This is a genomic window from Methanococcus voltae PS (genome assembly GCF_024807035.1).
Lineage (GTDB): Archaea > AGJL01 > Methanococci > Methanococcales > Methanococcaceae > Methanococcus > Methanococcus voltae.
This window is the reverse complement of the sequence record NZ_JANUCQ010000003.1, coordinates 14650-38632: the sequence shown is the minus strand read 5'-3', so window position 1 is coordinate 38632 and position 23983 is coordinate 14650. Positions and strand designations below refer to the sequence as shown.

Annotated in this window: 20 protein-coding genes; 5 read left to right on the top strand and 15 right to left on the bottom strand. The window is 27.7% G+C overall.

Annotated elements, in window-relative coordinates; all coding sequences use genetic code 11:
* Positions 1-152: 152 nt before the first annotated feature.
* The gene (locus tag M2325_RS05775; RefSeq protein WP_209591165.1) at positions 153-1697 is read right to left on the bottom strand and encodes a sodium-dependent transporter; all 1545 of its coding nucleotides are present in this window, start codon (positions 1695-1697) and stop codon (positions 153-155) included.
* A 421-nt stretch (positions 1698-2118) separates the two neighbouring features.
* Entirely contained in the window at positions 2119-2529 is a 411-nt protein-coding gene (locus M2325_RS05770; protein WP_209591164.1) for a CBS domain-containing protein, read from the bottom strand.
* A gap of 630 nt (positions 2530-3159) precedes the next feature.
* Between M2325_RS05770 and M2325_RS05765 the strand changes: the two genes are divergently transcribed.
* A complete protein-coding gene (locus M2325_RS05765) occupies positions 3160-4227 on the top strand; it encodes a DUF1611 domain-containing protein (RefSeq protein ID WP_209631857.1) in 1068 nt (355 codons plus the stop codon).
* Between the two features lie 48 nt (positions 4228-4275).
* Here M2325_RS05765 and M2325_RS05760 read toward each other — a convergent pair whose 3' ends face one another.
* Positions 4276-5232: a carbohydrate kinase family protein gene (locus M2325_RS05760; RefSeq protein WP_259052035.1), complete on the bottom strand. Its 957-nt coding sequence runs from the start codon at positions 5230-5232 to the stop codon at positions 4276-4278.
* A gap of 357 nt (positions 5233-5589) precedes the next feature.
* Between M2325_RS05760 and M2325_RS05755 the strand changes: the two genes are divergently transcribed.
* Positions 5590-6507 carry a methanogenesis marker 7 protein gene (locus M2325_RS05755; RefSeq protein ID WP_209591162.1) on the top strand — a complete coding sequence of 306 codons (918 nt, stop codon included), beginning with the start codon at positions 5590-5592 and terminating at the stop codon, positions 6505-6507.
* A gap of 106 nt (positions 6508-6613) precedes the next feature.
* Here the strand turns inward: M2325_RS05755 and M2325_RS05750 are convergent, their stop codons facing one another.
* Entirely contained in the window at positions 6614-7483 is an 870-nt protein-coding gene (locus M2325_RS05750) for a ribose-phosphate diphosphokinase (protein ID WP_209591161.1), read from the bottom strand.
* 290 nt (positions 7484-7773) lie between these two features.
* Between M2325_RS05750 and M2325_RS05745 the strand changes: the two genes are divergently transcribed.
* Entirely contained in the window at positions 7774-9123 is a 1350-nt protein-coding gene (locus M2325_RS05745) for a GMC oxidoreductase (protein WP_259052031.1), read from the top strand.
* 92 nt (positions 9124-9215) lie between these two features.
* Here M2325_RS05745 and M2325_RS05740 read toward each other — a convergent pair whose 3' ends face one another.
* Complete coding sequence (locus tag M2325_RS05740) at positions 9216-9929, bottom strand: TIGR00297 family protein (RefSeq protein ID WP_209591160.1); 714 nt, start codon at positions 9927-9929, stop codon at positions 9216-9218.
* 244 nt (positions 9930-10173) lie between these two features.
* Between M2325_RS05740 and M2325_RS05735 the strand changes: the two genes are divergently transcribed.
* The gene (locus M2325_RS05735; RefSeq protein WP_209591159.1) at positions 10174-10569 is read left to right on the top strand and encodes an HIT family protein; all 396 of its coding nucleotides are present in this window, start codon (positions 10174-10176) and stop codon (positions 10567-10569) included.
* Positions 10570-10644: 75 nt separating this feature from the next.
* Here M2325_RS05735 and M2325_RS05730 read toward each other — a convergent pair whose 3' ends face one another.
* The gene (locus tag M2325_RS05730) at positions 10645-12099 is read right to left on the bottom strand and encodes a tRNA (N(6)-L-threonylcarbamoyladenosine(37)-C(2))-methylthiotransferase (protein WP_259052013.1); all 1455 of its coding nucleotides are present in this window, start codon (positions 12097-12099) and stop codon (positions 10645-10647) included.
* Between the two features lie 237 nt (positions 12100-12336).
* Between M2325_RS05730 and comD the strand changes: the two genes are divergently transcribed.
* Positions 12337-12915, top strand: coding sequence for a sulfopyruvate decarboxylase subunit alpha (gene comD, locus M2325_RS05725; RefSeq protein WP_259052010.1), 579 nt, complete (start codon positions 12337-12339; stop codon positions 12913-12915).
* A 56-nt stretch (positions 12916-12971) separates the two neighbouring features.
* Here comD and M2325_RS05720 read toward each other — a convergent pair whose 3' ends face one another.
* From M2325_RS05720 to M2325_RS05680, 9 genes are all read right to left on the bottom strand, one after another.
* On the bottom strand, positions 12972-13838 hold the full coding sequence (locus M2325_RS05720) for an MJ0144 family RNA dihydrouridine synthase-like protein (protein WP_259052008.1): 867 nt from the start codon (positions 13836-13838) through the stop codon (positions 12972-12974).
* 115 nt (positions 13839-13953) lie between these two features.
* Complete coding sequence (locus M2325_RS05715) at positions 13954-14760, bottom strand: GTP cyclohydrolase III (RefSeq protein ID WP_209591156.1); 807 nt, start codon at positions 14758-14760, stop codon at positions 13954-13956.
* Positions 14761-15000: 240 nt separating this feature from the next.
* Positions 15001-16047 (bottom strand): 2-phospho-L-lactate transferase, encoded by a 1047-nt coding sequence (gene cofD, locus M2325_RS05710; RefSeq protein WP_259052007.1) that lies wholly within the window; start codon positions 16045-16047, stop codon positions 15001-15003.
* A gap of 238 nt (positions 16048-16285) precedes the next feature.
* Positions 16286-17380, bottom strand: coding sequence for an MJ1255/VC2487 family glycosyltransferase (locus tag M2325_RS05705; protein WP_209591154.1), 1095 nt, complete (start codon positions 17378-17380; stop codon positions 16286-16288).
* Positions 17381-17814: 434 nt separating this feature from the next.
* Positions 17815-19314, bottom strand: a complete 1500-nt coding sequence (locus tag M2325_RS05700; protein WP_259052006.1) for a helix-turn-helix transcriptional regulator — start codon at positions 19312-19314, stop codon at positions 17815-17817.
* 371 nt (positions 19315-19685) lie between these two features.
* Positions 19686-20633 carry a methionine synthase gene (locus M2325_RS05695; RefSeq protein WP_259052004.1) on the bottom strand — a complete coding sequence of 316 codons (948 nt, stop codon included), beginning with the start codon at positions 20631-20633 and terminating at the stop codon, positions 19686-19688.
* A 326-nt stretch (positions 20634-20959) separates the two neighbouring features.
* A complete protein-coding gene (locus M2325_RS05690; RefSeq protein WP_209591151.1) occupies positions 20960-21622 on the bottom strand; it encodes a DUF5612 domain-containing protein in 663 nt (220 codons plus the stop codon).
* A gap of 301 nt (positions 21623-21923) precedes the next feature.
* Positions 21924-22778 (bottom strand): zinc metalloprotease HtpX, encoded by an 855-nt coding sequence (locus M2325_RS05685; protein WP_209591150.1) that lies wholly within the window; start codon positions 22776-22778, stop codon positions 21924-21926.
* Positions 22779-23055: 277 nt separating this feature from the next.
* On the bottom strand, positions 23056-23880 hold the full coding sequence (locus M2325_RS05680; protein ID WP_209591149.1) for a pantoate kinase: 825 nt from the start codon (positions 23878-23880) through the stop codon (positions 23056-23058).
* Between the last annotated feature and the right edge of the window lie 103 nt (positions 23881-23983).

Here is a 23983-nt window from a genome sequence, read left to right as displayed (position 1 = left end):
GAATTTAGGTAGTATGATAACTATTAAAAATTAAAAAATAGAAAAATAGAAAAATAGAAAAGTAGAAAAATTAAAGGTATTTAAAAAAATATATTATAAAATTAATGTGGTATAATATATTATTTAGTTATAATTTTATATTTTTAGCTTATTTATATTTTTTCTTCCTTTTTTAATACTTCTTTTGCAATTTCTTTAAATCTATTGTAGTTAAAGCTGTCCCAGTCTTGAATTTTTTCTTTCCAAGGTATTGATGTAAAGATGATTGAACCTAAGAGCATAGCAGGAATAACTGCAGCACCTAATGCTACAAATATGCTTTCATATCCGCCGTAACCTGTTGTAATTAAACTGTACGTATGGAATCCTAAGAACACCAATAATGACACTGGTGTAATTATACCTGCGAATACTTTCCATAATGAACCCATTTTAATAGGGGACAATCTATCGATGTATTCAACAAGTTTTTCACCTTTAAATAACCATATTGCCGCAATAGCTTCTAATATACCAACTAATGGTAATGTTACGTTTGAAATGAAGTTATCTACTATATCTAACCAGTATAAACCAGACTGAGTTACGAATATTAAACTCCCTAGAATACCTAATATTGTAACAATAAACGAAGTCTTTTTCCTGCTGATTTGGAATTTATCGATAATTGCAGACGAGAATGACTCCATTAAGGATAATGCTGATGAGATACCTGCAATAACGAAGCTTAAGAAGAATATAATACCAAATTCTCTTCCGAAAGGCATTAATGAAATTGCCGTAGGGAATGTAACAAATGCCAAAGTAATGGATTGTTGAACAACTTCAGTTATTGGTATGTTCTGTTGGAATGCCATGTATCCCAATGTTCCAAATACCGCAAGACCTACAATTAATGAGTAGAATGAATTTGACAAAGCTACAATAAGTGAACTTTTTGTCAAGTCAGTTTTTTCAGGTAAGTAACTTGAGTATGCTATCATAATACCAAATCCTAAACTTAAGGAGAAGAATATCTGACAGAATGCGTCAACCCAAATTTTTAAGTTAGTTATCTTTGAAAAATCTGGAGTTACGTAGAGTAAGATACCATCGATACCACCCGGTAAGGTAAACCCTCTTATAACTAATGCAACAGTCATAAGGAATAGTATGGGCATAAATACCTTGTTTGCTCTTTCCAAACCTTTTTTAACCCCTGAATTGATAATAACATAAGTTACAACCCACGCAAGAACAACTGATATTAACGATAATAATGGGAATGTACCTATTTCACCAGGCCCACTTGAGATTTGTAATATATCATTGAAGAAGAATCCTCCGATATCTGCAGGTATTCCTATGAATAAAAGCTGGTATAAGTATGCAATACCCCAACCAAGGATTGCCATATAGTAGGTAGTGATTATAAATGCAGTAAATACGGAAAGCCAACCTAACCATTCGAATTTACCGTTTAATCTTTTCCAAGCAAGGGGTGCGGAACCCTTTGTAGAATGTCCTATAACGAACTCTAAAGCTAAAACTGTAACACCAACAATAAATAAACCAATTATATAAGGTATAAGGAAAGCCCCTCCACCATTTTCATAAGCCATGTATGGAAACCGCCATATGTTTCCTAAACCAACCGCAGAACCAATTGCTGCGATTATGAAACCCAAATTAGAGCCCCATTGTTCTCTTGCACTCACAATATCTCCTCACAATATGATTTGATGTATATTATTTATTTATATACAATATCACCACATCAGTTTTGTAAAAACATTAAGTAACATTATATTTTATATTTAATTTAATTTAATTTAATTTATCAATATGTTATATTCAATTTATATTTTATTAATATCATTATTTATAATTATAAATGTAATTTTTTATTATTCATATATTTATATTTCGATATATTATTTGTTATACATATTATATATTTATTGAGATATAATTGGTATTTTGGTTAATAATACTCAATAAACCTTATGTTAAAAATAATTTTTAATCAAGATAATAAAAATATATCTATCTCTTAGAAGATATAATTTAAAAAAAAATAATATAATTAAAAATATATTAGATTAAACTATAATTTATAATTTGAACTTAGATTATAGATTATATTAATTTTGAAATATATCTAATTATATCCCCATCGGAAATTATACCAATCAATTTTCCATCATCGTCAACTACAGGAAGCTGGTTTATAATTTCTGAAGCAGTTCCGTTTATATCCATTTTTTGCAAAGCTTGTTTAATTGTTTCAGAAGGTTTAACAGATATTACATCTTTTGTCATTACTTCTTCAAGAGTAGTTTCTAAGGTGTAGACATCTTTTATTAAGTTGTAGCCTACATCTGTGGTCGTTATAATGCCCATTAAAACCTTATCGTCGTTTACTATAGGTAAGCAACTTACTTTGTTTTTAAGCATATTTTCAAATGCGTCAACAACAGATTCGCTGGTTTTTGCAGATACTACATTTTTAATCATTATTTCTTCAATAGTGCTATTTAATTGCTCCATATTATCCCTATTTTTAGTATTATAATAAATATCTAGATATTTATTACCCTAACTTGAATTTACTTGTTTATTTCAATTTTATGTAAGTATATTACTACTATATTACTATTATAAAGATTTTAAATATACTTATTTGCGTATATCACTAGGTAATTAGTAAATAATTATTACACAACTATTAATAATTATTATATTTTTGCTTAATTATTATCTAATAATTAAATACGACTTCATATTAAAATAACATTCATGATTATATTAAAATTCAAATTTATATATGAGACTATTGTTATTAAATAGAAAACTTTATATACCATTGTTTTATAAAACGCTTAAAAAGTCTCAAATATATAAATAAGCTCTTAAAAATTAATATTTTTAAAATATAATTTATTAGGGGTATTGTAGTCGACTATGAAAAAGTATTTAATTGAAAACTTTAGATATATGATAAAATAATAACTTGATATTTAATTGAAAAATAAAGTAACAATAATTACTAAATAATTACTAACTATAAAAATAAAAGGTAATACCTAACCAAAAACTATAAAAAACTATAAAAAACTATATTTTATCGTAAAATACGTATAAAATAAATATATCTTTGATATCATAAGAAGGATAATTATGAAAAATGAGCAAGTAAAATTATCACACAATAACAAAGTGGCAGATGGAATAAAATTATTTGGATTTGTAAATATAATTGATATAGAATTTAATGATTTTAATGACATTACAAAGGACATAGATACTAAAAATACTGATAATAACACGAACAATAGCATCAATATAAATAATATTGATGATAGTAATACTAAAAAGGATTACACTTGTTTTATTTGGAATAAAGAGATATTGGATGACGAGGAATTACTTATTTGGGAAAAAACAATATCAAATGAGATTAAAAAAGGAAAGAAAATATTAAACATGGCAAGATTGCAAAGAATCGAAAATAACGAAAGTTTGCTTGCACTAGCAAAAAATCACAACGTATCTGTAAGGGATATTTCAGACCCTGAAATTTATAAAAAAGTTGAAGATTACGCATATAAAGGTTTAGATGGTATAAAACCTAAAGTCCTTACAATAGTGGGCACAGGTAGGCAATCCGGTAAATTTACAGCATGCATGACTTTAAAAAATGAATTAACAAACAAAGGAATTAATTTGGGTGTTTTAGGTACCGAACCTCAATCTATGATATGCGGTGCAGACGAAATGGTTATACCCCAACCAATACCAATATGTCATGTGGCACCCACCATATTAGGAGTTATGAAAAAAATAGAGATGGAAAATAACTTAACGGAAAATGATTTAATGATAGTTTCTGGACAAACGGGTATTTTTGCAAACCCTTTGGAAGTTGGAACTGGAAGGGGTGGAAGTGTAATAAGTATTGCTCTTCTTTTAGGCTCTAATCCGGATTATATATTATTAGCTTCTGATTTGCTAGATTTAGAGGATATAACTAAGCACATATTAGCCACAGAGTTATTAACTGGTAAAAAAGTAATTGGAGTCACTGTAAATTCGAAAAAATTATTCGATTCTGAAAGTGACGAAGAAATATCTTTGATTTTACGAGATATATCTAAAAAATTAAATTTACCAGTAACCGACGTAATCGGGAGGATTAACTTAGATGAGTTACTTGAAGAAATTATTAAATTATTAAAAAATAACTAAATATTAAAATATTAAATAAAAAATAGAAATTAAATATTTTATTTAATTTTATAACTCTTTTAACGTATAATTTAATTTTTCAGACAATCTATCTGTAATTTTATCCCATTTAGGCAAATTTGTTTGGCAACCTACTTTTTCAACCACATAGGATGCTACACAGGCTCCGACATAACCGCAACTTTCCAAAGAATATCCTTTTAAGTAAGCAGATAAAAAGCCCGCTCTATAGCTGTCTCCTGCACCTGTAGGGTCCATAGCTTCAACCATAATTGCAGGAACTTTTATTTCTTCCCCTTCATGGTATATATGGCTACCATCTTTGTTGTAGGTTACAATCAAGTAATTTAATTTATTTTTCATACCTTCCGGTGTTTTATTTATTGTTTCCATTATTCTTCTATATTCGTGATGATTCATAAATAGGAAATCTACATAGTTAATTATTTCCTCTAAATTTTCAGCACTATACAATGTTAAATCCTGACCTGGGTCAAAAGAAACCAATTTGTTTAATTCTTTAGCTTTTTTAGCGCATTTTATGTTATATTCTGGGTCTCCTGTCGATAAGTGTACGATATCCCCGTCAAAATCTGGTACAATTATCTCTTTGTAATGTTTCGCAGCCCCCCATAAAAAGTATGTAATTTGATTAGCGTCTGGGTCGGTAAATATCCAAGCTTTTGGTGTTTCTTCTTCTGTGGATGTGTATACAAAGTCTAAAGAGACCCCCAAGTCTTTTAAATACTCTTCGTATCCAGATGTGATGAAATCAGTACCTACGCAAGATATCAATGATGAATTTATGCCCATATTAGATATTTGTGCTGCCACGTTACTTGCAGCACCTCCATAGTATTTTTTAGCACTAGGAATTTGCACTGATGTATTTAATTCCGGGAATTTATCTAAATCAAAAATATAATCAATTGCAGCGTGTCCAACAACGTTTATTTTACCATTACTGTCTAAATTATTATTATTATTATTTTTTATATTCTCCAAATTATCACCAAATAGTATATAAAATAACAAGATTTTTATATTTATTTTATTATTTTCTAATTATAATTTAAATGTTAAAATTACTTGTCGTTATTTTACATGTATTTTGTATCTCATAAAGATTATTATTTTAGATATATAAATTATTTTAGTCAACATTAAAACATTACTTTAATAAACGACTATAGATATAATTATACCCTTTATATTTGAATGTAATTTGATATATATTATAAATTACAAATATAATTATAAATTGTTTTATAGTATGGATTAACAAATAAAATATAATACAAAATGCAATATGTTAATTAAAAGTACTAGTATAATTTATGATAATTACAGTATGGTGATTATATGTATCAAATAGTTAGGTATGAAGGCGGAGTTTACAAACACAATGAGCTAAAAGAATGGATTGAAGACGTGGGTGGATTTATAATCCAAGAGCACGTTATGCAATTGGATGTTTTCATGACTGTCGCATTTCCAGAAGATGAAATAGCGGAATTCAAAAACCTTTCAAAAAATTACAAAGGTAAGGTTGTAGAGACTCCATTAGCAGGAATAGAAATTGCAGTGGTGGCACCAAGTTTGTCACGTCATCATTTGCCCCATATAGCTTGTGACGTTTCAGAATACGTCCGTAAATTTGGAGCTAAGCCTAATATGATAGGATTATCGCACGGTGCGGGAAAATCAATAAGTCAAATCAAGGAAAAGGAAAAAAGGCTTATTGAGGAACATGACCTTGCCATATACGTGATGGGTAATTTTAAAAGCTGTATTGAAGATAAAACCCATCTATTTGATGTAGATATTCCAGTAATTGTCACTGGAGGCCCTGAACAAATTGAAGTTGGTAAAACCTACATTGGAAATTTAGGTAGGCGTAGCCAACGTTTAAGAAGAGGCTCTGAAATTAAGGCGCTAGATAATATGATAGAAAATATCACCGAGAAAATCGGTGAAAAAAGGCTTGAATTATCATACGACCCCCCTATAATACCTCCAGTGGTTTTAAAAGATGAAATAGAAAAAAATATAGCAGATGTTCACGGTATATTCGCACCCATGCCAATTGTAACTCAATTAGATGGTTTAAGAATAAAATTGGATTACGATAGGTCGCACGAAAGAATTGAAAATTTAAAAATAGATAATTATGTATTAAAAGATATTGCATATATCTCTAAATCATTAATCAAGAATTATATTCTTGTAAAATTAAAATCAAAGTCTGAAGTAATTGAAGAATCTGAAAATAATATTTAAAAATATATTAAAAGTATATTAATATAATATTAAAAATATATTAATTTTCAGTTTCTTATTTATTTATTTATTTATTTATTTATTTATTTTGCATATCTTAATGAGTTTATTTTAAGAATAAATCTTTTAAAACATCTACTATAATAGTATCTACGCTTACAAAGCTAACTTCTGATGCGTAAGAGTCTGTTCCTATTACTTTATTTGCACCACCGTTGTATAATTTGTTTAAAGCATCATTGATTAATACTGGGTGTACGCATGAAGCAATTACTTTATTTGCACCTTGTTGTTTTAACATACTTATTGCTGTAGCCATTGTACCGCCAGTAGATATAATATCATCCACAATTAATACGTCCCTACCGTTTACGTCTAAGTTTTTAGGTGCAATGTTTACTTCTGTTGGGGAGTACCTAACTTTTTCTAAATAATCGTATTCGCAACCTATTATTTTTGAAGCCTCTTTTGCTAATTCTATAGCTCCTTTATCAGGGGATAATACAACAGGGTTGTTTAACTCTTCTTTAACTGATTCTGCTATTTTAGGAACTGCATTTCCATATATAAATGGTATTTCAAAGAATTGCTCAATATGTGTTTCATGGGGGTTAATTGTAACTATTCTATCACAGAATTGTGAGTAAATCTTAGCAAAAGCAATTATGCTGACAGGTTCGCCCTTGTTGAACTTTTTATCTTGTCTTGCGTATGCCAAATAAGGAACAACTAAAGTTATACTCTTAGCTTTTTCTTCTTTTAAAGCTTGGCATAATAAAATAGATTCTATAATTGCTTCCTGAGTATTTTGTGTTTGAATTATAATTGCGTCTTCATTTTCCACATCGCTGTGAATTCTTACATATTTTTCGCCATCGGGGAAGCTTTTTGCTTCAGTTCTTGATAACTGCCAGCCCAATAGTTCAGAAACATTTTTTGCTAATTTTTGAGATTTTGAACCTGGAATTATAATCATAGTATCACCATTATTTTTTAATCTTATTTTATATAAGATATCATTTTATGCAATATCGTTTTAGTATTAAATTAATTTCCACTGAAAATATATTACTCCAAATTAAATAAAAATAATATTATAGGATTTAACATATAATATATTATATAACATTGCTATTAATTTCAAAAACATTGATAAGTTTATTATAAAATTACCTATTTAAAATTATGCAATATCAAAATAAATTATCCATTCGGAAATAGGTATTTAAAAACAAAGAATAATCTAAAAAATAAAAAAGGGACACTATGGCAAATTTAAAAGGGAATAATATGATTTGTAAAACTTGTGACACAACCAAATATGATATACCGCCTAGATACGACGTTTTAATTATAGGCGCTGGCGTATCGGGAAGTTCAGTATATAAAGAACTCAAAAAACAATTAAAAAGTAATAAACATAATAAAAATGATTTAAAAATAGGTATTGTAGAAATGGGTGGTTTAAAACCCGAATATGTAATTGAAAAAGAAGGAAATAATATAGAAACTATATACGCTAAGGGTATTGGGGGGGCAGGTTCTTATTTTGTAGGAAACGCTTTGGAAGTTAATATTAAAGGTTTAAATCTAGAAAAAGAGTACGAAGAGCTTAAAAAAGAACTTAATATATCCGTAGTTCCTGAAGAATGCTTATCACGTTACGAAGTCGAGTTGATAAATAAAGGATTTAAACAAACTCCTAAATTAGTAAACTTTGATAAATGTATAAATTGTGGACTTTGTGCTCATAAAGGCTGTGAGGCAAGAGCATATTTTTACGAATTTTTGGATATAACCAATGAGGATTTTAAAGAATCTGAAATTATTTTGAATTCAAAAGTAATCGATATATCCTTAAAAGAACAAGATAATTATAAATTCGAAGTTATTTTGGAAAATGAGTCCAATAATAATACTAATAATAATACTAATAATAATAATAATAATAATAATAATTTTAGTATATTTGCCAAAAACATAGTACTTTGTGCGGGTGGAGTTAACAGCCCTCGGATATTATCAAAGTTATATGCCAAAGAAAATATAAATAGTGAAGACTTGGGAAAAAATTTATTTATTGATAGTTTTGTAACTGTTGGAGGCGTTTTAATTGATAGTAACATCAATAAAGAAGTTCCAATGGCAATTTACAAAGACTATGGTGATTACATCTTAAGTAGCCACTATTCCGAGCTATTATATAATAGAATAATGGAAGAAAGTGAAAACAGTATGAAAATCAGAAAATCAGACATATTTGGTTTTATGATAAAAATAAAAGATAGTGAAAATGGCTCAATACTCGAAAATTCAATATCTAAACCAATGTCTGAAAAAGATGTTCAGATATTTATGGAGGCAATGGCTACTGCAACCCCTATATTAAGAGATTTAGGTATTAATAAAATATATTCTACCATACCAAGAGGTTCCCATCCATCAGGCACTTGTAAACTTGGCAAAGTAGTAAATAATAATTTTGAATCAAATATAAAAAATTTGTATGTATGTGACGCTTCCATATTGCCTGAGAGTATTGGAAAACCACCCATCTTAGCTCTAATGGCAATTTCTAAAAAATTATCTGAAAGTTTGATTAAAAAGTTACAATAATAAATTTAAATTGAAAATAATAGTTTAAAAATTAAATATAATAAATTAAAGGATTAAAAATAAATTATTATCATTTCCTAACGTATTTCCCTTTAAATTACCTTAACTGCTACAAATATGGCAAATAGTCCTCCTGCGAGTGTAGCAATGAAATTAACGTACTCATTATTTAATAAATGCCTACGTTCAAATGTAGCTCCTACAAGACTGTCTACAAAGTTACCGAATATCCCGGATAAGGTACAAATACCTAAATATTCTATTTTTCCGAATAGTAGCATAGCAATTAACCCTATTGTAAAAGAACCAATCAAACCAAAGAATGTACCTCCAAAGGTTATGCCTCCATCAGTTCCAACTTCTACTTTTTGAAATGTCGTAATTAATCTAGGACTTCCGCCGAATACCATGCCTAATTCTGACGAAAATGTATCTGAGTTAGCTGCAGCAATCGAACCCAAGTAACCCAAAAGCGCAGTTGGATAATCTAATAGTCCACCAATATACAATATAACGAATATCAATGGCATTAACCCATTTGCAAGTACGTTTTTTAACGAACGGGTTTTTTCACCCATTTTTAATTTATCTTTTTTCCCATACCCTACTTTGCTCATAAGACTACCTAAAATTAGGAAGCTAATTAATACTAAAAGCCAAGTTATATCAGTACCCATTATTATAATAAAAGCCATAGTCGAAGAGCCAATTATCCCTTTTGTATCCAAAAATTTCTTTTTGTGACTCATATATGCTATTAAACCAATTATAAATACTGATATGATAAATTTATACACTAATATCATTTTTACACCGATTGATTAATATAAATTAGATATACTAGTATATAAAAGTATATTTAGTCGTTTTGTGTATTACTTAATGTTTTAAAATTATATATAAAATTATATAAAATAGTAAATTTAATAATAATAAGGAATGAATAACAAAAGAAAATGCTAGAAAAATACTAAAATACTAAAATATTAAGATAATAAGGTACTAAGAATATTTTAAAAGTATCATATGGGAATTTAATTGGGTGAAATTATGTGTATATTTTGTGATATTGTAAACAACAAAATACCTTCAAGAAAATTATATGAAGATGATGATTTTTTAGTAATTATGGATGCTTTCCCAAAATCAAGAGGTCACACCTTAATCCTTACAAAAGAACATTACGTAGATTTTGATGACATGTCCGAAGAATTAGCTTCAAAATTAATAGTTTTAGTTCATAAAATGGTTAAAAAGCTTAAAGTCTTAGGTATGGATGGATACAATATAATAAACAATAATCAGCCTATTTCAGGTCAGGAAGTTCCACACGTTCACTTTCATATCGTTCCAAGATATAATGATGAAAAGAAACCTGTTATATCAATATCCGAACCAATAGAAATGGATTTAGATGAAATACATGAATTGTTAACTAAAAATTAGATTAGATGTTAGAATACTTAAATATTAATTAAAATAAATTACATATTTAAAATAAATTTATTATTTTAAACATTTTTAATTTAATAGTTTACCTTGTAAACCAAAAGTGCCTGCACCGGTAACTTTAACTGTTTTAAATTCTCCAATGGAGATTTCTGCATCATCTGGTGAATCAAATAATACTTTTTTACAGTTATTGGTTATCGCTTCTCCTTCTTTGACAATTAAGCATTCAAAAGTTTGACCGATATGCTTTTTATTATTTTCAAAGCTTATTTCTCTTCGAAGTTTATTAAGTATTTCAGAGCGTTCTTTTCTTATTTTGGTATCTATTTGTTTCATACGTCCTGCTACAGTATATTTCCTTTGTGAATACTTAGCTCCATGTGTGAAATCTGGTTTTATCTGTTTTAAAACCTCTAATGTATTTTCAAAGGCTTCCTCACTTTCGGTAGGGAATCCAACAATAATGTCCGTAGTGAAATTTAAATCTTTTACTTTATGCTTAAATTCGTCAAGAACCGATATAAATTCGTCAACTGTATAGCCTCGATTCATATCTTTTAGTACTTCATTGTCACCACTTTGGATAGGCAAGTGTAAGAATTTTGTAACTTTTTCGTTGGAATATGTCTCGATTAAATCATCAATAAATGAATTTGCATAATTTGCATGCATCATTCCAATTCTAACTCCAAAGTTGTATGTTTTATTTTCGTCCGTATTATCTATTAAATTTTTATTATTTACAATATCATTTATTAAATTTGGTAATCTATAATTATCGTCTCTATCAAAACCGTAACAAGCCGTATCTTGAGCAGTTACTAATAAACATTTAGTACCTGACTTTAGTAACTCTTCAGACTTTTTTACAATGTTTTTTGGCTCGTAAGATATTAAATTACCTCTAGCCACTTTTACAATACAGTAAGTACAATTTCCAAGACAACCTTCGCATATTGGTAATGCCATTATTAAATTATTGCTACTATTAACTTTGTTATGGGTATTATCGGTATTATCTTTAGCCAAATAGTTCAATTTGTTGTCTATAGAACTTACACTTGTTTTTACAACTTCTTGATAGTTTTTACCTTCAAAAACAGCTTTTACAATTTCACCGGACAAATGAGCTTCTCTAGGCATTATTAAAGCATCGTATAATCCTTCTATTTTTTTAGATAGTGCTTTTGCCAAACAACCGGCTACAACTACTTTTTTGCCTGATTCTTTGTATTTTTTGATTTTCGAAATCATTTTATGTTCGGTTTCCTGTCTAACAATACAGGTATTTATAACAACCAAGTTTATATTTTCACTATCAGAAATTTTAAAATCTCCCGTATATACATTAAAACCCTGTTCAATCATTGAATTTTTTATTATTTCCGTATCCGATGTGTTTAATGTACAACCATATCCTTCTAGATGTACATTTAAGTTATTAAATAATTTTTCATTAATTTTGTTATTACTATAATTATTTTCTTTATTATTTTCTTTATTAATTTCCTTATTTAATTCCATATTAGCACCGTTTTTCATCAAAATATTAACTTTACGTAGAAATACAATAATTCTATAATATTTAAATCTATTATTATATATCAGTTATTACATAGTAGATACTATCTTATATTATATAACTTATACGTGATATTGTAAATTCTTATAAAAATATAATTTAGAAATATAACCTAAAAAGATAATAAATTATCTAAATTTAAAGATACCTTATTAAGTTATAATTATATTCGTGATATTATGAACCAAAATGATAAAAATAATTTAAAAGCAAGTAATACAGTTTTTAATGCGCTAAAATCTTCAGACGTGGATTTTATAGTAAGTGTGCCTTGTGCAAATTTAAAAAATTTAATTATCCTCATAGAAAATGAAATTGAGAATAATTTAAATCAAAACAGTCCTGATATAGATTTTGAAGCCCAAAAAAACAAATTGATACATATACCAGTAACTAGGGAAGAAGAAGGCCTAGGAATTTGCGCAGGAGCTCATTTGGCAGGTCGTAAAACAGCTCTTTTAATGCAAAATTCCGGGTTGGGCAATTCTATAAATGCTATAGGTTCCCTTTTAAAAGTTTATAAAATACCGCTCGTAATGATAATTAGCCATCGGGGAGATTTAAAGGAAAAAATATCTGCACAAATCCCAATGGGTCAATGGACTAAAAAACTCTTAGAAGTTGCAGAAATACCTTATTATTGCCCAAAAACACCTGAAGAAGCAGAAAAAATAATAAAATATGCAACGGATATGTCAGAGACTATGAGATATCCAGTAGCTATATTATTAGATGCAATATATTGGGAAAACGATTAATAAATGAGTAATATATTTTTAATTAATAAATTTTTTAATTATTTTATTCTTAAGTTCTAATTCTTATTCTTAATATTGTTTTTATTAAAATTTTCAATCCATTCTATATTATTGGCTAGTACACAGCGAGCAACAGATACAAAATCACAATATTCTAACATTTTTTTTGCATCATTTTCTGATTTAACGGAATTATTGCCAATAATAATAAGTTCAGGAAATTTTTGCCTTAATTCTTTTAAATATTCTAAATCTGGGTAATTATGCCCCGGATTAAAGCAATCAATATGAATACCGTCTATATAATCAATTATTTTACTTTCATTAAAATTATCGATTAACTCTTTTGAAGAAATATAATTTGCTCTTATTTTTATAAATAAAGGTATTTTTTTAATATTAAGTCCCTGTATAAATTTAAGAATTTTAATTAATTCTTTTATTTCTTTTTTGGTAATCAACTCTTGACCCAATCCTAATTTGGTAATTTCAGGCTGTCTACAATGACAATTAAACTCTATTATATCCGAATTTCCAATAACTGATTGTAAATTATCTATCAAATGGGGATTACTATATAAATCTAAGTCTTTGAACCGTATATTCGTAGAAACTAATGAATTTTTACTATTTTGAGATTCTTTAATTTCTTTAATTTCATTTTTTATATAGTTGCTAAATTTGTCTAGAGGGATATTAAATTCTTTTCTACCTCTTTTTTCAATCTCAAAACTTGCTTTTAAAGTTTCAGGGTCAAGATTGTATGCCCCAATACATACGATTCCAAAATTACTAAATTTTTTACAAAATTCTGCATCTGTTATGCCCGCCATAGGTGCAAGAACGATTTTATTGTTTAAAGTTTTTAAATCTTTTAAATATTCTAAATCTATTAAATAATCCTTATTTTTTAAATTTTTCATAATATAACATCTCAATAAAAGAATAAAATTCGTAAATTATGTTAAAATAGATATTAGGGGATATAAGTATATTTATTTAATTATTTATTTAATTTAATGATAATACACGAGCTATTTAAAATGAGCATGTGTAGTTATGAGGTACTTTAAGTGATTCTTCAGAGTTTTGTCTTAATGTATATACTGAACCTTCACACTTTTTATCTCTAATTATTTCTAAACCAATATCTGCAAGATTTGAAGCATCTTCAGCAGTTTTTCCAATGCCTAAGCCTGCTTTTAAACTAATCCCATCGGATTTTAAAATATCTTCAAACATACAGCTTAAATCATTTTCATTCATTCCATTACATGGACACATAAAATTATCTCCGCCTATGAAAAAGCCAAGAGCGTTGTAGTTTCTTAAAGATTTAAATAATTTTACTTGTGCATCTTTTATTTGTAAATACGTGTCATATGCCGAATCTTTATCGGTCATAGTGCCCGTAACATCGTCAATATCAATATGGGCTAATTGTACGTATCCTTCATTTTCTGATACTAATTCAGTTGATACATCGAATACTTCTTTTCTAACTTCGTCTTGTGCACTACCGTACTCTTGTAATCTTTTTGTAGCAATTTTCTGAGCTTCATAAGGCGTCTCTGCAGAAGCTATCGACATACTCAATGTAAAAGGATATCTATTTTTAACGCTGTTTTGAATTCTTTTATGAGTTTCTAAGTCAATACCATTTGTAACAGCAATTAAATTGTCAAATCTTGTATAAAATACGAGTCCTTTATGAGCTCCGAATTGTAAGCTTAAGTCAGTGTATAATCTTGATTGGAGAGCTTGTAAATCGCTTTCCCTTCGAGGGTTTGGGGTTACTGTCCAAGGTCCGTAATTATCAATTTGCATAACAGTTATTTGTATCATTTTTATCTCCTTCCTGAGATTATGTATTTATGCTAAACCACATATATTTTATAAATTTTATATTATTTTATATTATTTTGTTACTTTCATATATTTTATTTCCTATTATTTAATACCATAACATATTAATTATTTTTAATAACATCTATTATCTTTAATACCTTTAATAATTCAATTATTCCTTCTTTGATAATTAATCTATTAAATCATTTTTTAATAATATCTTATATTATATATTGATTATTCTTTAAAATTCTTAACATAGTGGTTTAATATCTCTTTTGCAAGTTGTTTTTTATCATCAATATTTTTCATAATCGTATTACATTTTAAAATTTCAATATTACCAATATTATCTATAATATCATTCGAATCGGAAGTATCTATAATAAAAACATCCAATATATCTTTATAAATTTCATAAACGCTTTTTGAGCTAACTTCGTACCCTTTAGATTGCATTAAGGTACCTACGGGTCCACTAACTGGATTATTACCTATTATTGGAGATACGGCATAAACAACTTTATTTTTCAGACATTCTCTAATCTTTGGGATACTCAATATGGGATTTATAGATGTTATCGGGTTTGAAGGTCCAATTATTATAATATCACTATTTTTAATATCTTCTATAGCACCTTCAACAGCTTCCGCATAATTTGAATTTTCATAAAATACGTCAACTACTTTGGAATTTCCACGCCTATTTATCCAGAAATCGTGGAATTTTATTAATAAATGCTGTTTTTTAACACCCACATCTGATTTATTATCAATTAATTTATTATCACTTTCTTCATCAACGATTAAGATTTTAGTTTCAACTTTGTCATTACTCATTGGATATATTTTAGCACATATCCCGAGTCCTTTTCTTTCTTCATCGATGATATTTGATAGTTTAGCACCTTTTTTTATTAAGTTGCTCTTATGTGTTTTCAATGCTCTATCTTTGTCTCCTATTTTTAATACTTCATCAAATCCATACTTTTTCAACTGCTCATGACACTCGAACGTATCGTTTTTAACACCGTACCAGGTTTCTTCATTAATAAGTCCCGATAGGGTATATAATACAGTATCTACATCGGGTGACAAATATATGTTTCCAATCCAGTTATCTTCGCCCGTATTTACTATAATGGACATATTTTTTTTATCTAATTCTTCAATATTGTCGAATCCCTGAATTAATTTTGGCGTACCAGTTCCTCCAGACAATATTGTTATTTTTAAGTCCTTAAAAGTATTACTATGATTTGTTAAGCTATTTTTAATAGTCATTTATTCACCTTAAAATGTAATAGTGTATCTCTAAATTTATAATTCTAATTCTTGTTATAATTATAATTAACATACTAATATAATTAAATTATGAATTAATTGTAAAAACTAAAAATAAAATAAAGAATATAAGAATATAAGAATATAAGAATAAAGAATATAAGAATAAAGAATATAAGAATATAAGAATAATAATCTAAACGTAAACTAAAAGTAAAATAAAAATAAAAAATAGTATTTATTGGAGTATTGAATTTTCAAATTCTTCAATTAGCTTTTCTTTCCCATCATAGTTTAAAGCAATTTTTCTAAGCTTTTTTGCATTTTTAGAATATGTTTTATCATTCATAATCTTCATAATTGATGGTTCCAATTCTTTTTCGAGAATTTTATAGTTAAGTGCTATACCGCATTTTAGATTTTGAATCTTCAAAGCGTTGTTTTCCTGTTCAGGATGGTCCAAATCTGGAATTGTTATGATTGGTTTTCCAAAACTAACTGCTTCCATGAGTGTCGAATGACCACCGTGGCAAACTACCATAGAACATTTTTTGATTAATTTGTCCATTTCAGTTGACACAGGAATTATTTCGACATTTTCACCTTTTTCTTTTTCAAGTTTTTTGGCTACTTCTTCACTACCACAGACTAATTTTACTTTCAAACCTGTTTTTTTGGATATTTTATTTATTAATTCTAGTATTCTAAGTCTATACTCGAATCCACCAATTACACTCAAGATGTAGTCTTCAGCGTATTCGCTTTCATCAGTGGGAACATCGTAACGGATTAAAGGACCACTAAATCGTAAATTATCAATCATTTTTAAATTGTACTCGCAAATGGTATATGGTAAGGGTAAATCTGGAATTATTAATTTTTCCGCAGATTTATTCACTGCATTCAATACCTTCATAACTGGGTATACGATGTATTTTTCCTTTTTTTGAGTTTTTGTAGCATTTTGATTTGTTATTATATAATATGGCTTTTTACTAATCTTAGATGCTAATATAGTACTATATTTACAGTCTGAAATTACCAAATCTGGGTCGTAATCTTTTATTATTTGTAATTCTCTCTTAACTGCCTTCGCAGGGTGGTACTGTGTATTAAACATACTTTTGGTAATATCAAATTTACCGTTTTTTCCCGATAATTTTATTTCAGGATAAGTTTCTAAGACCCTATAGCCTGATAATTCTATAAAATCTTTGCTTTTGCCATATGCCACAAATTTAACGTCATGTTTCCTAGATAGTGCTTTTCCAAGGGCAATACACCGAGTGGTATGTCCAAATCCTTCACCGCAAACTGATATCAATACTTTCATAATATCCACCTTGGAATATGTTATAAAATAAATTAGGTTTAATCTCTAATATGTTTGTTTTTTTTAAATTTTGTTTAACATTTATTTCAATTAGTCAATTATTATTTATTAACTTATATTAATTATTCACTTATTCTAATCTATTGATTTTACATATTTTTATATATACTCTTAGTTTTCTTATAAATATCTACTTGAAGTATATAAAATTTCTGTTAATTCATAATAAATTCATAATATGGTACTCTTAGCAACACAATTGAATATAAATATAGTTTAAAAATAGAAAACAAATAACAGAATGTATATGAACAATATGAATGAATAAGAATAGAACTAGTAATTTGAAATCTGGCGCAATAATAATAATAATAATAATAATAATAGTAGTAATGATAATAAAAGATAATTTTGGAAATATTGGGTCAATTGAATTAAGACATATCTCCCTTATCTTCAAAATTTTTAGATAGTTTAATTTTATTTAACCTACCTACTTTGATTTTTTCAACAATACCTCGTTGTTCAAGGTCTGAAATCATTCTTGAAATCTTTGATTTGGTATATCCTGTAATATCAACGATTTCTTTCTGAGATATAGTTCCATGTTCTTTAATTATAATTATTATCTCTTTTTCTTCACTCGTTAATATATTTAACAAAGTTTCAGCTTTTCCAACGCTATATTTGTCTATTTTTACTTCCAAAGTATCAATATGTTCTTTTTTGGACGTAAGTTCTTTATTTAATTCAGAAATTGTTTTTTTCTGTTTTTCGCATGCTTCTTGATATTCTTCTAATTCTTTAATTTCTTTATCTCGCTCAGATATTGCATCAGAAAGTTTTTCATTCATTTCTTTTTCAAATTTCAATTTGCTTTCTAAATTTGTAATTGTGTTATTGCATTCTACATTTTTAATTTTGTAGAATTCTAAATCGTCATGTAATTCTTTAAGCTCTAAATTTTGTTTTGAATTGATTTTTTCAAGTTTATCAATTTCTTTATTACAATTTTTTAGATTAACTTCTGAAATTTCCAAATTTCTCCTTAAATCGTTAATTTCATCCCTTTTTTCTTCATCTAATTCTTCATCTTCAATCGATTTTTTAAGAATTATTTTAAGCCTATATATCAGATATAATACGATAATCAAAAGCAATACTATAACTGCAGATAATGATATTGTATATACATTTAAATAGTCTGTATTATCATGTATGGTATCTATAGGGGGATTTACTGGTGTTAATATAGCATAATTAACTGAAGACGTGAAAAATTTTTCATCGGCATCCAAATCTTTCGACCATTTTATATATATTCTTTTACCATCCGTTTCTATGGAGTAATCTCGTGGAGAGATACTTAATATACCTTCTGCTGGTGATACAATACTTGCACCTTGGGGTAGTGCTATTTCCATTGTAAATCTGGAATCATACGCAGGTACGGTCACCGTTACAAATTTTTTACCTTCATAGTCAATATCTATATCTCTTACAAATCCAATGGATAAGGTCGTGGTAGCTCCGGGTTTCAATGGTTTTTCAAAATCCATAGTCAATGATGTTACTCCCTCCATAGTGCTTAAACCATATGATTTGACACCATGCTCCGATTTTAAGGATGGATTTGAGAATATCTGTGGAATATCGAAATTCACTTGCGATATGTCTTCGCTTTCATTGTTGTATATTTTTAAAATGATAGTTTCATTGACTATATTACTAGTATTTATTTTACAGCTTACATCGTAATTTTGTATTTTTAGGCCTTCAACTGAGGAAACTGTACAAAATGCTACTAATGCCGTCAATATAATTACTTTAAAGATTAATCCTCTATTATGATATGTACAATTTTTTAAATTCCTTTTTTCTTTCTTATTTATATTTCCATCGAAATTATCTTCAAAACTTTTTTTCTTAATCATACTATCTCCAGTGTAAATTTGATAGTAATTGACATAATTTGATAGTAACAACTAGAGTTTGCTGTTTCAATCATTATTTATTTGGGCAGGGGACTTGATTATTTAGGACATTGTATTTATTTATATAATCCATTATATTTAAAATGTTTAAGTTTAATTTTTGAATAACATTCATTTTTAGGTAATTATTAGGCATTATATAGTTTCGATTGTAAATTTAAGATTATGACGCCTTATTTTTAAATTTAAACATATTATTAGTATTATATAAGTATATGAATGCTGTGCTATTATCCTTTTTTATTATTTAATATCTTATATTGTCCATTATTATATTATAGTATATTATTATATTATAGTATATTATTATATTATTTATTATACAGCTCTTTTTCAATTTCTTCAGCCGCAACAACCATATTTTTTAATTTTCCAAAAGCTACACTCTCAGGTAACAATCTCATACCACAATCTGGGTCTATAATTATATTGCCGTCTAAATCATCATTTATATAAGGATTCTGTTTAATGATTTCAATTCCTTCACTCAATAATCCTTTGATACTATCGACTGGGTCAATAGTTTTTAATTTAGTGTTTATACATCCAAAACCTATTTTTTTTCTGCAACTTTCTAAAATATCTAAATTAGCCCTATTAGATGCAAATTCATGGTCTAATATATCCACGTTAAATTCATTTAAATCTTCGAATATATCTTTAACGTTTCCACATACATGAATTGCAATTGGAATCGATAAACCCTTAGTTATCTCGTCAACGGCTTTTTTAGCAATTTTCATATCGTAGAGTCCTGTCGATAAAATAGGCTCATCGATTTGGATTACTTTAACATAATTTTGTATTGCTAAAGCTTCTTTGTTTAAGGCTTTTGCTAAATCCATGATTAAACTTTCGTCTTTATTATCCGAATAATATTTTTCTACCCTAATGGATGATGCTATTGTACAAGCACCGGTTAAAATACCTTTTACTCCGATATTCGGGTTTTTTGATTTAACATACTCGTTAGTATATTTTAAATCCTTTAATGTTATTGGTTTTAAGAATTCTATTTTATCAATAACTTTTTTGCCATCAAATCCATACATTTGGCTTGTAAATATATCTACCATATCGCCACGAACCTGACCATCGCTTATAATATCGATGCCCGATTCAAGTTGTGCTTCTATAGCTCGGTTCATCGATTTTTTAAATTCATCAAATAGTCCTAATTTATTGAGCACCTTTTCTTTAAAATTTTGGGGTTGCTGTTTTTTAAGAACAGGATAGCTTCCCACAACGGTTTTTATCATTTAATCACCCAATAATTAAATAAATTATACTTTAAAATACATAAAAGTTTTAATTCTTTTAATTTAATTATTTTAATTTATATTATGTTGTTTTAGTTTTTTACTGTTATTTTATAAATTATTTCATACGAATAATTGAAATTATATATTACATTTTTTATTAATATGCGCAATATGTAATATATATTTTATGGAATATATGACAACATCAAAAGGTGATAATATCACTAATTTAAAATAAAAATAATAAAAATAATAAAAATAGAGTAAAAAATACAATAAATAAAAGAAATAAAAAAAATTGCAATTTTATAATTAATTGCTAATTAGATAAGTTTTTTATTAATCCTTGTTATGTCAAATTTGGCTGTTGAAGCTATAGTCATTACTGCAAGTACGCCTGCCTGAACAGGGTCTGAAACAACTATATCAACATGGTTAACTACACTACCAAACATATTTAATGAAATAATTGGTAAATCGGTATTTTCTTTGACTAGTTTAACCGCCTCGGTTATTTTTCCACCCATCAACGAACCTGCAAGTACCAGTACTCCAGCTCTTGGCAATCTTTGAAATGCCAATATTGCATTGTACAACTCTTCTTCGCCCACAATAGGTATGGTATCGATACTTATACGTTCTCCTCGTATATTATGACGGTCTGCTTCACTAATTGCTCCGATTGCGACTTGTGTTACTTGGCTACCACCACCAAATATGATTACTCTTTTACCAAATATTTTATCCATTGTATCATGGACTTCAACATTATGAACAAATTCCAAATTATTTATTTTAGAGACTGTTTTTTCAATATCTTTTAAATTTTCAGCTTCTAAATGAATTAATTCCTTGCCATATTCTGTTTTAAATTCATGAATATATGAGGTACAACCTTTATCTTCCTTAATAATATTAAGAATCGATTGAATATTTTTATTATTTACATCTGTTTCAATACTAAGTCCTAATTCGTTTTTATCCATTTTAATCCCTATTTTGACAATAATTATAAGTTTTAATCATATTATGACATAATATTATCATTAATAAATTGTTTATTTAATTATTTAAATCTATATCTATAGTTCACATATACAAAATTGTAATACACTTATTTAAACGTTATTTAAAATTAATAATATTTAGGAATAATTTTAAATTAATGACCCCTAATATTAAAAGTAAAAAACGAAAATAAAAAAAGAAAATAAAAAATAAAAAATAAAAGAAATAACCGAAATAATAAATAAAAAAGAAAATAAATACATTTAAACTTTTTTTATATTATCGCAAATATTTTGGATTTCCTGCCATTTCCATAAGTTTATTTATCCTATCTGCTGTAGAAGGGTGTGTCGAGAATAAACTAGCAAAATCTTTTCCTCTAAATGGGTTTACAATAAACATATGCGCTGTAGCTTGATTACCATTTTTCAAAGGGTACGCATTTACCCCTTTTTCTAGTTTATTAAGTGCATTTGCCAAGTAAACTGGGTTGGAATATAACGCACCCGCTTCATCTGCTTTATATTCATTCTGTCTAGATATGGCCATCTGTATAATTGAGGCAGCGATAGGAGCAACGATTATTGCAAGTATGGAACCCATAAAACCGCCTGGATTATCATTATCTCGTCCACCGCCAAATATTAGACCCCATTGTAACATATGCGTCATATAAACAATAGCACCCGCTATTGTAGCTACAATTGAACCTGTAAGTATATCCCTATGTTTTACGTGTCCTATTTCGTGAGCAATAACTCCTTCAAGTTCTTGTTCGTTTAATAATTCCATAATTCCCAATGTAACTGCTACAACTGCTTTTTTTGGACTTCTTCCAGTAGCAAAAGCATTTGGGGTTTGCGTATTAATAAGTGCTACTCTTGGTATTGGTATATTTGCACGTTCTGCAACTCTTGAAACTATCCTGTAGAGTTCTGGAGCTTCCTCTTCCGTCACAATTCTTGCACCATAGGACGATAAAACTATTTTATCGCTGTAAAAGTATGCGATTAAGTTAGGTACTAGGGCAAATAGTAATGCAAATATTGGGGGTATGTTGAATAAACTACAGACTGCATATAATAATCCTGTTAATCCTGCCATTAATATCAATAGTTTTGCTGTATTTAGCATAATTACACCTTATTTAAAATTTTATCCTTGTAAATTAGTTAGAAATGTTAATTAACTCTTATATTGTTCGTAAATTTAAATAATTGATTAATTGTTATTTTAAGATTAAATAATTGCTATACTGATATATATAATTATTTGAAATTATTAATCATGTCATTAATTGAATATTATTACAAACTAATACGATAGAATATAATAGGATATAAAATAATAAAATTAATAGGATATAAAATAATAAAATATAATATATGGAGTATATAATAAAAGAAGAAAATTATTCGTATATTTTGCAAGTTACGGGATTTTTAAGAATGGATTCAACATCTTTCAACTCTTTTTCTGTACAAATACAAAATATCGTGTTTCCCAACATTGCTTGCGAAGCGCCAAGTGTAAACTTGAGGTCTTCACAAATTTCAATGATTTCATCTGTTGCAAGCCCCGTATTCTTTGCAAAATCATATGAAAGTTCCATAAGATAGTCTAAAGTTGGTTTTTTTAATAATTTTTCGAGTTTGGCGTCAGCAGTAATATTTATTGTTTCTATCCATTTTGGATTATTTATAATTGTATCGGTATTTTTATTACCTATTATGTCCACTACGACGTAATAATCGTTTATATTATCTAATTTGAGCTTTTTAATATTTGCAGGTAATCCGGGGGTCGTGTTTATCCCAATACCACCATATTCCTGAGCTACTACATCACCCAAGCCAGTATTACATTTTACTTCTGCAATATGTGCTATTTCAAGTGGTTTTTCATTACAATTAAATGTATCGTTTAATACATGGGCTAATCCAAGGGAACAACCACCTGATGTCCCCATACCACAGCCAAGGGGGAAATCTGAGGTATAATGTACATCAATATTAAACTTTTCTTCTCCTACGACATTTTTAAAGTGATGTAGCACGTCTTTAGCAGGGCAAAGGTCTATTTCTTCGCCATTGAAATAAATTCTCCCTTTGCCTTCTTTTATTTCCGTTTTAGTTCCTTTATCAAGTGAGAATCCTGCACCTGTGGAACCTGTTTTTAAGTTTTCGTTTTTTCTGACTATTTTAAAAAATCCTGTAATATGAGCGGGTATATACATAATGACACCTAAAAAAGAACTGCCAACTAATAAATTTTAAATTTACTTTTTTTAATTTAAATTTATGATAGTATTGTTCACAATTATTTTTATTATTATAATT

Bases quoted from the DNA above. Each gene is read 5' to 3' on its own strand.
- M2325_RS05770 (WP_209591164.1), bottom strand. From the start codon at position 2,529: ATGGAGCAATTAAATAGCACTATTGAAGAAATAATGATTAAAAATGTA.
- M2325_RS05765 (WP_209631857.1), top strand. From the start codon at position 3,160: ATGAAAAATGAGCAAGTAAAATTATCACACAATAACAAAGTGGCAGAT.
- M2325_RS05755 (WP_209591162.1), top strand. From the start codon at position 5,590: ATGTATCAAATAGTTAGGTATGAAGGCGGAGTTTACAAACACAATGAG.
- M2325_RS05750 (WP_209591161.1), bottom strand. From the start codon at position 7,483: ATGATTATAATTCCAGGTTCAAAATCTCAAAAATTAGCAAAAAATGTT.
- M2325_RS05745 (WP_259052031.1), top strand. From the start codon at position 7,774: ATGGCAAATTTAAAAGGGAATAATATGATTTGTAAAACTTGTGACACA.
- M2325_RS05740 (WP_209591160.1), bottom strand. From the start codon at position 9,929: ATGATATTAGTGTATAAATTTATCATATCAGTATTTATAATTGGTTTA.
- M2325_RS05735 (WP_209591159.1), top strand. From the start codon at position 10,174: ATGTGTATATTTTGTGATATTGTAAACAACAAAATACCTTCAAGAAAA.
- M2325_RS05730 (WP_259052013.1), bottom strand. From the start codon at position 12,099: ATGGAATTAAATAAGGAAATTAATAAAGAAAATAATAAAGAAAATAAT.
- comD (WP_259052010.1), top strand. From the start codon at position 12,337: ATGAACCAAAATGATAAAAATAATTTAAAAGCAAGTAATACAGTTTTT.
- M2325_RS05720 (WP_259052008.1), bottom strand. From the start codon at position 13,838: ATGAAAAATTTAAAAAATAAGGATTATTTAATAGATTTAGAATATTTA.
- M2325_RS05715 (WP_209591156.1), bottom strand. From the start codon at position 14,760: ATGATACAAATAACTGTTATGCAAATTGATAATTACGGACCTTGGACA.
- cofD (WP_259052007.1), bottom strand. From the start codon at position 16,047: ATGACTATTAAAAATAGCTTAACAAATCATAGTAATACTTTTAAGGAC.
- M2325_RS05705 (WP_209591154.1), bottom strand. From the start codon at position 17,380: ATGAAAGTATTGATATCAGTTTGCGGTGAAGGATTTGGACATACCACT.
- M2325_RS05700 (WP_259052006.1), bottom strand. From the start codon at position 19,314: ATGATTAAGAAAAAAAGTTTTGAAGATAATTTCGATGGAAATATAAAT.
- M2325_RS05695 (WP_259052004.1), bottom strand. From the start codon at position 20,633: ATGATAAAAACCGTTGTGGGAAGCTATCCTGTTCTTAAAAAACAGCAA.
- M2325_RS05690 (WP_209591151.1), bottom strand. From the start codon at position 21,622: ATGGATAAAAACGAATTAGGACTTAGTATTGAAACAGATGTAAATAAT.
- M2325_RS05685 (WP_209591150.1), bottom strand. From the start codon at position 22,778: ATGCTAAATACAGCAAAACTATTGATATTAATGGCAGGATTAACAGGA.
- M2325_RS05680 (WP_209591149.1), bottom strand. From the start codon at position 23,880: ATGTATATACCCGCTCATATTACAGGATTTTTTAAAATAGTCAGAAAA.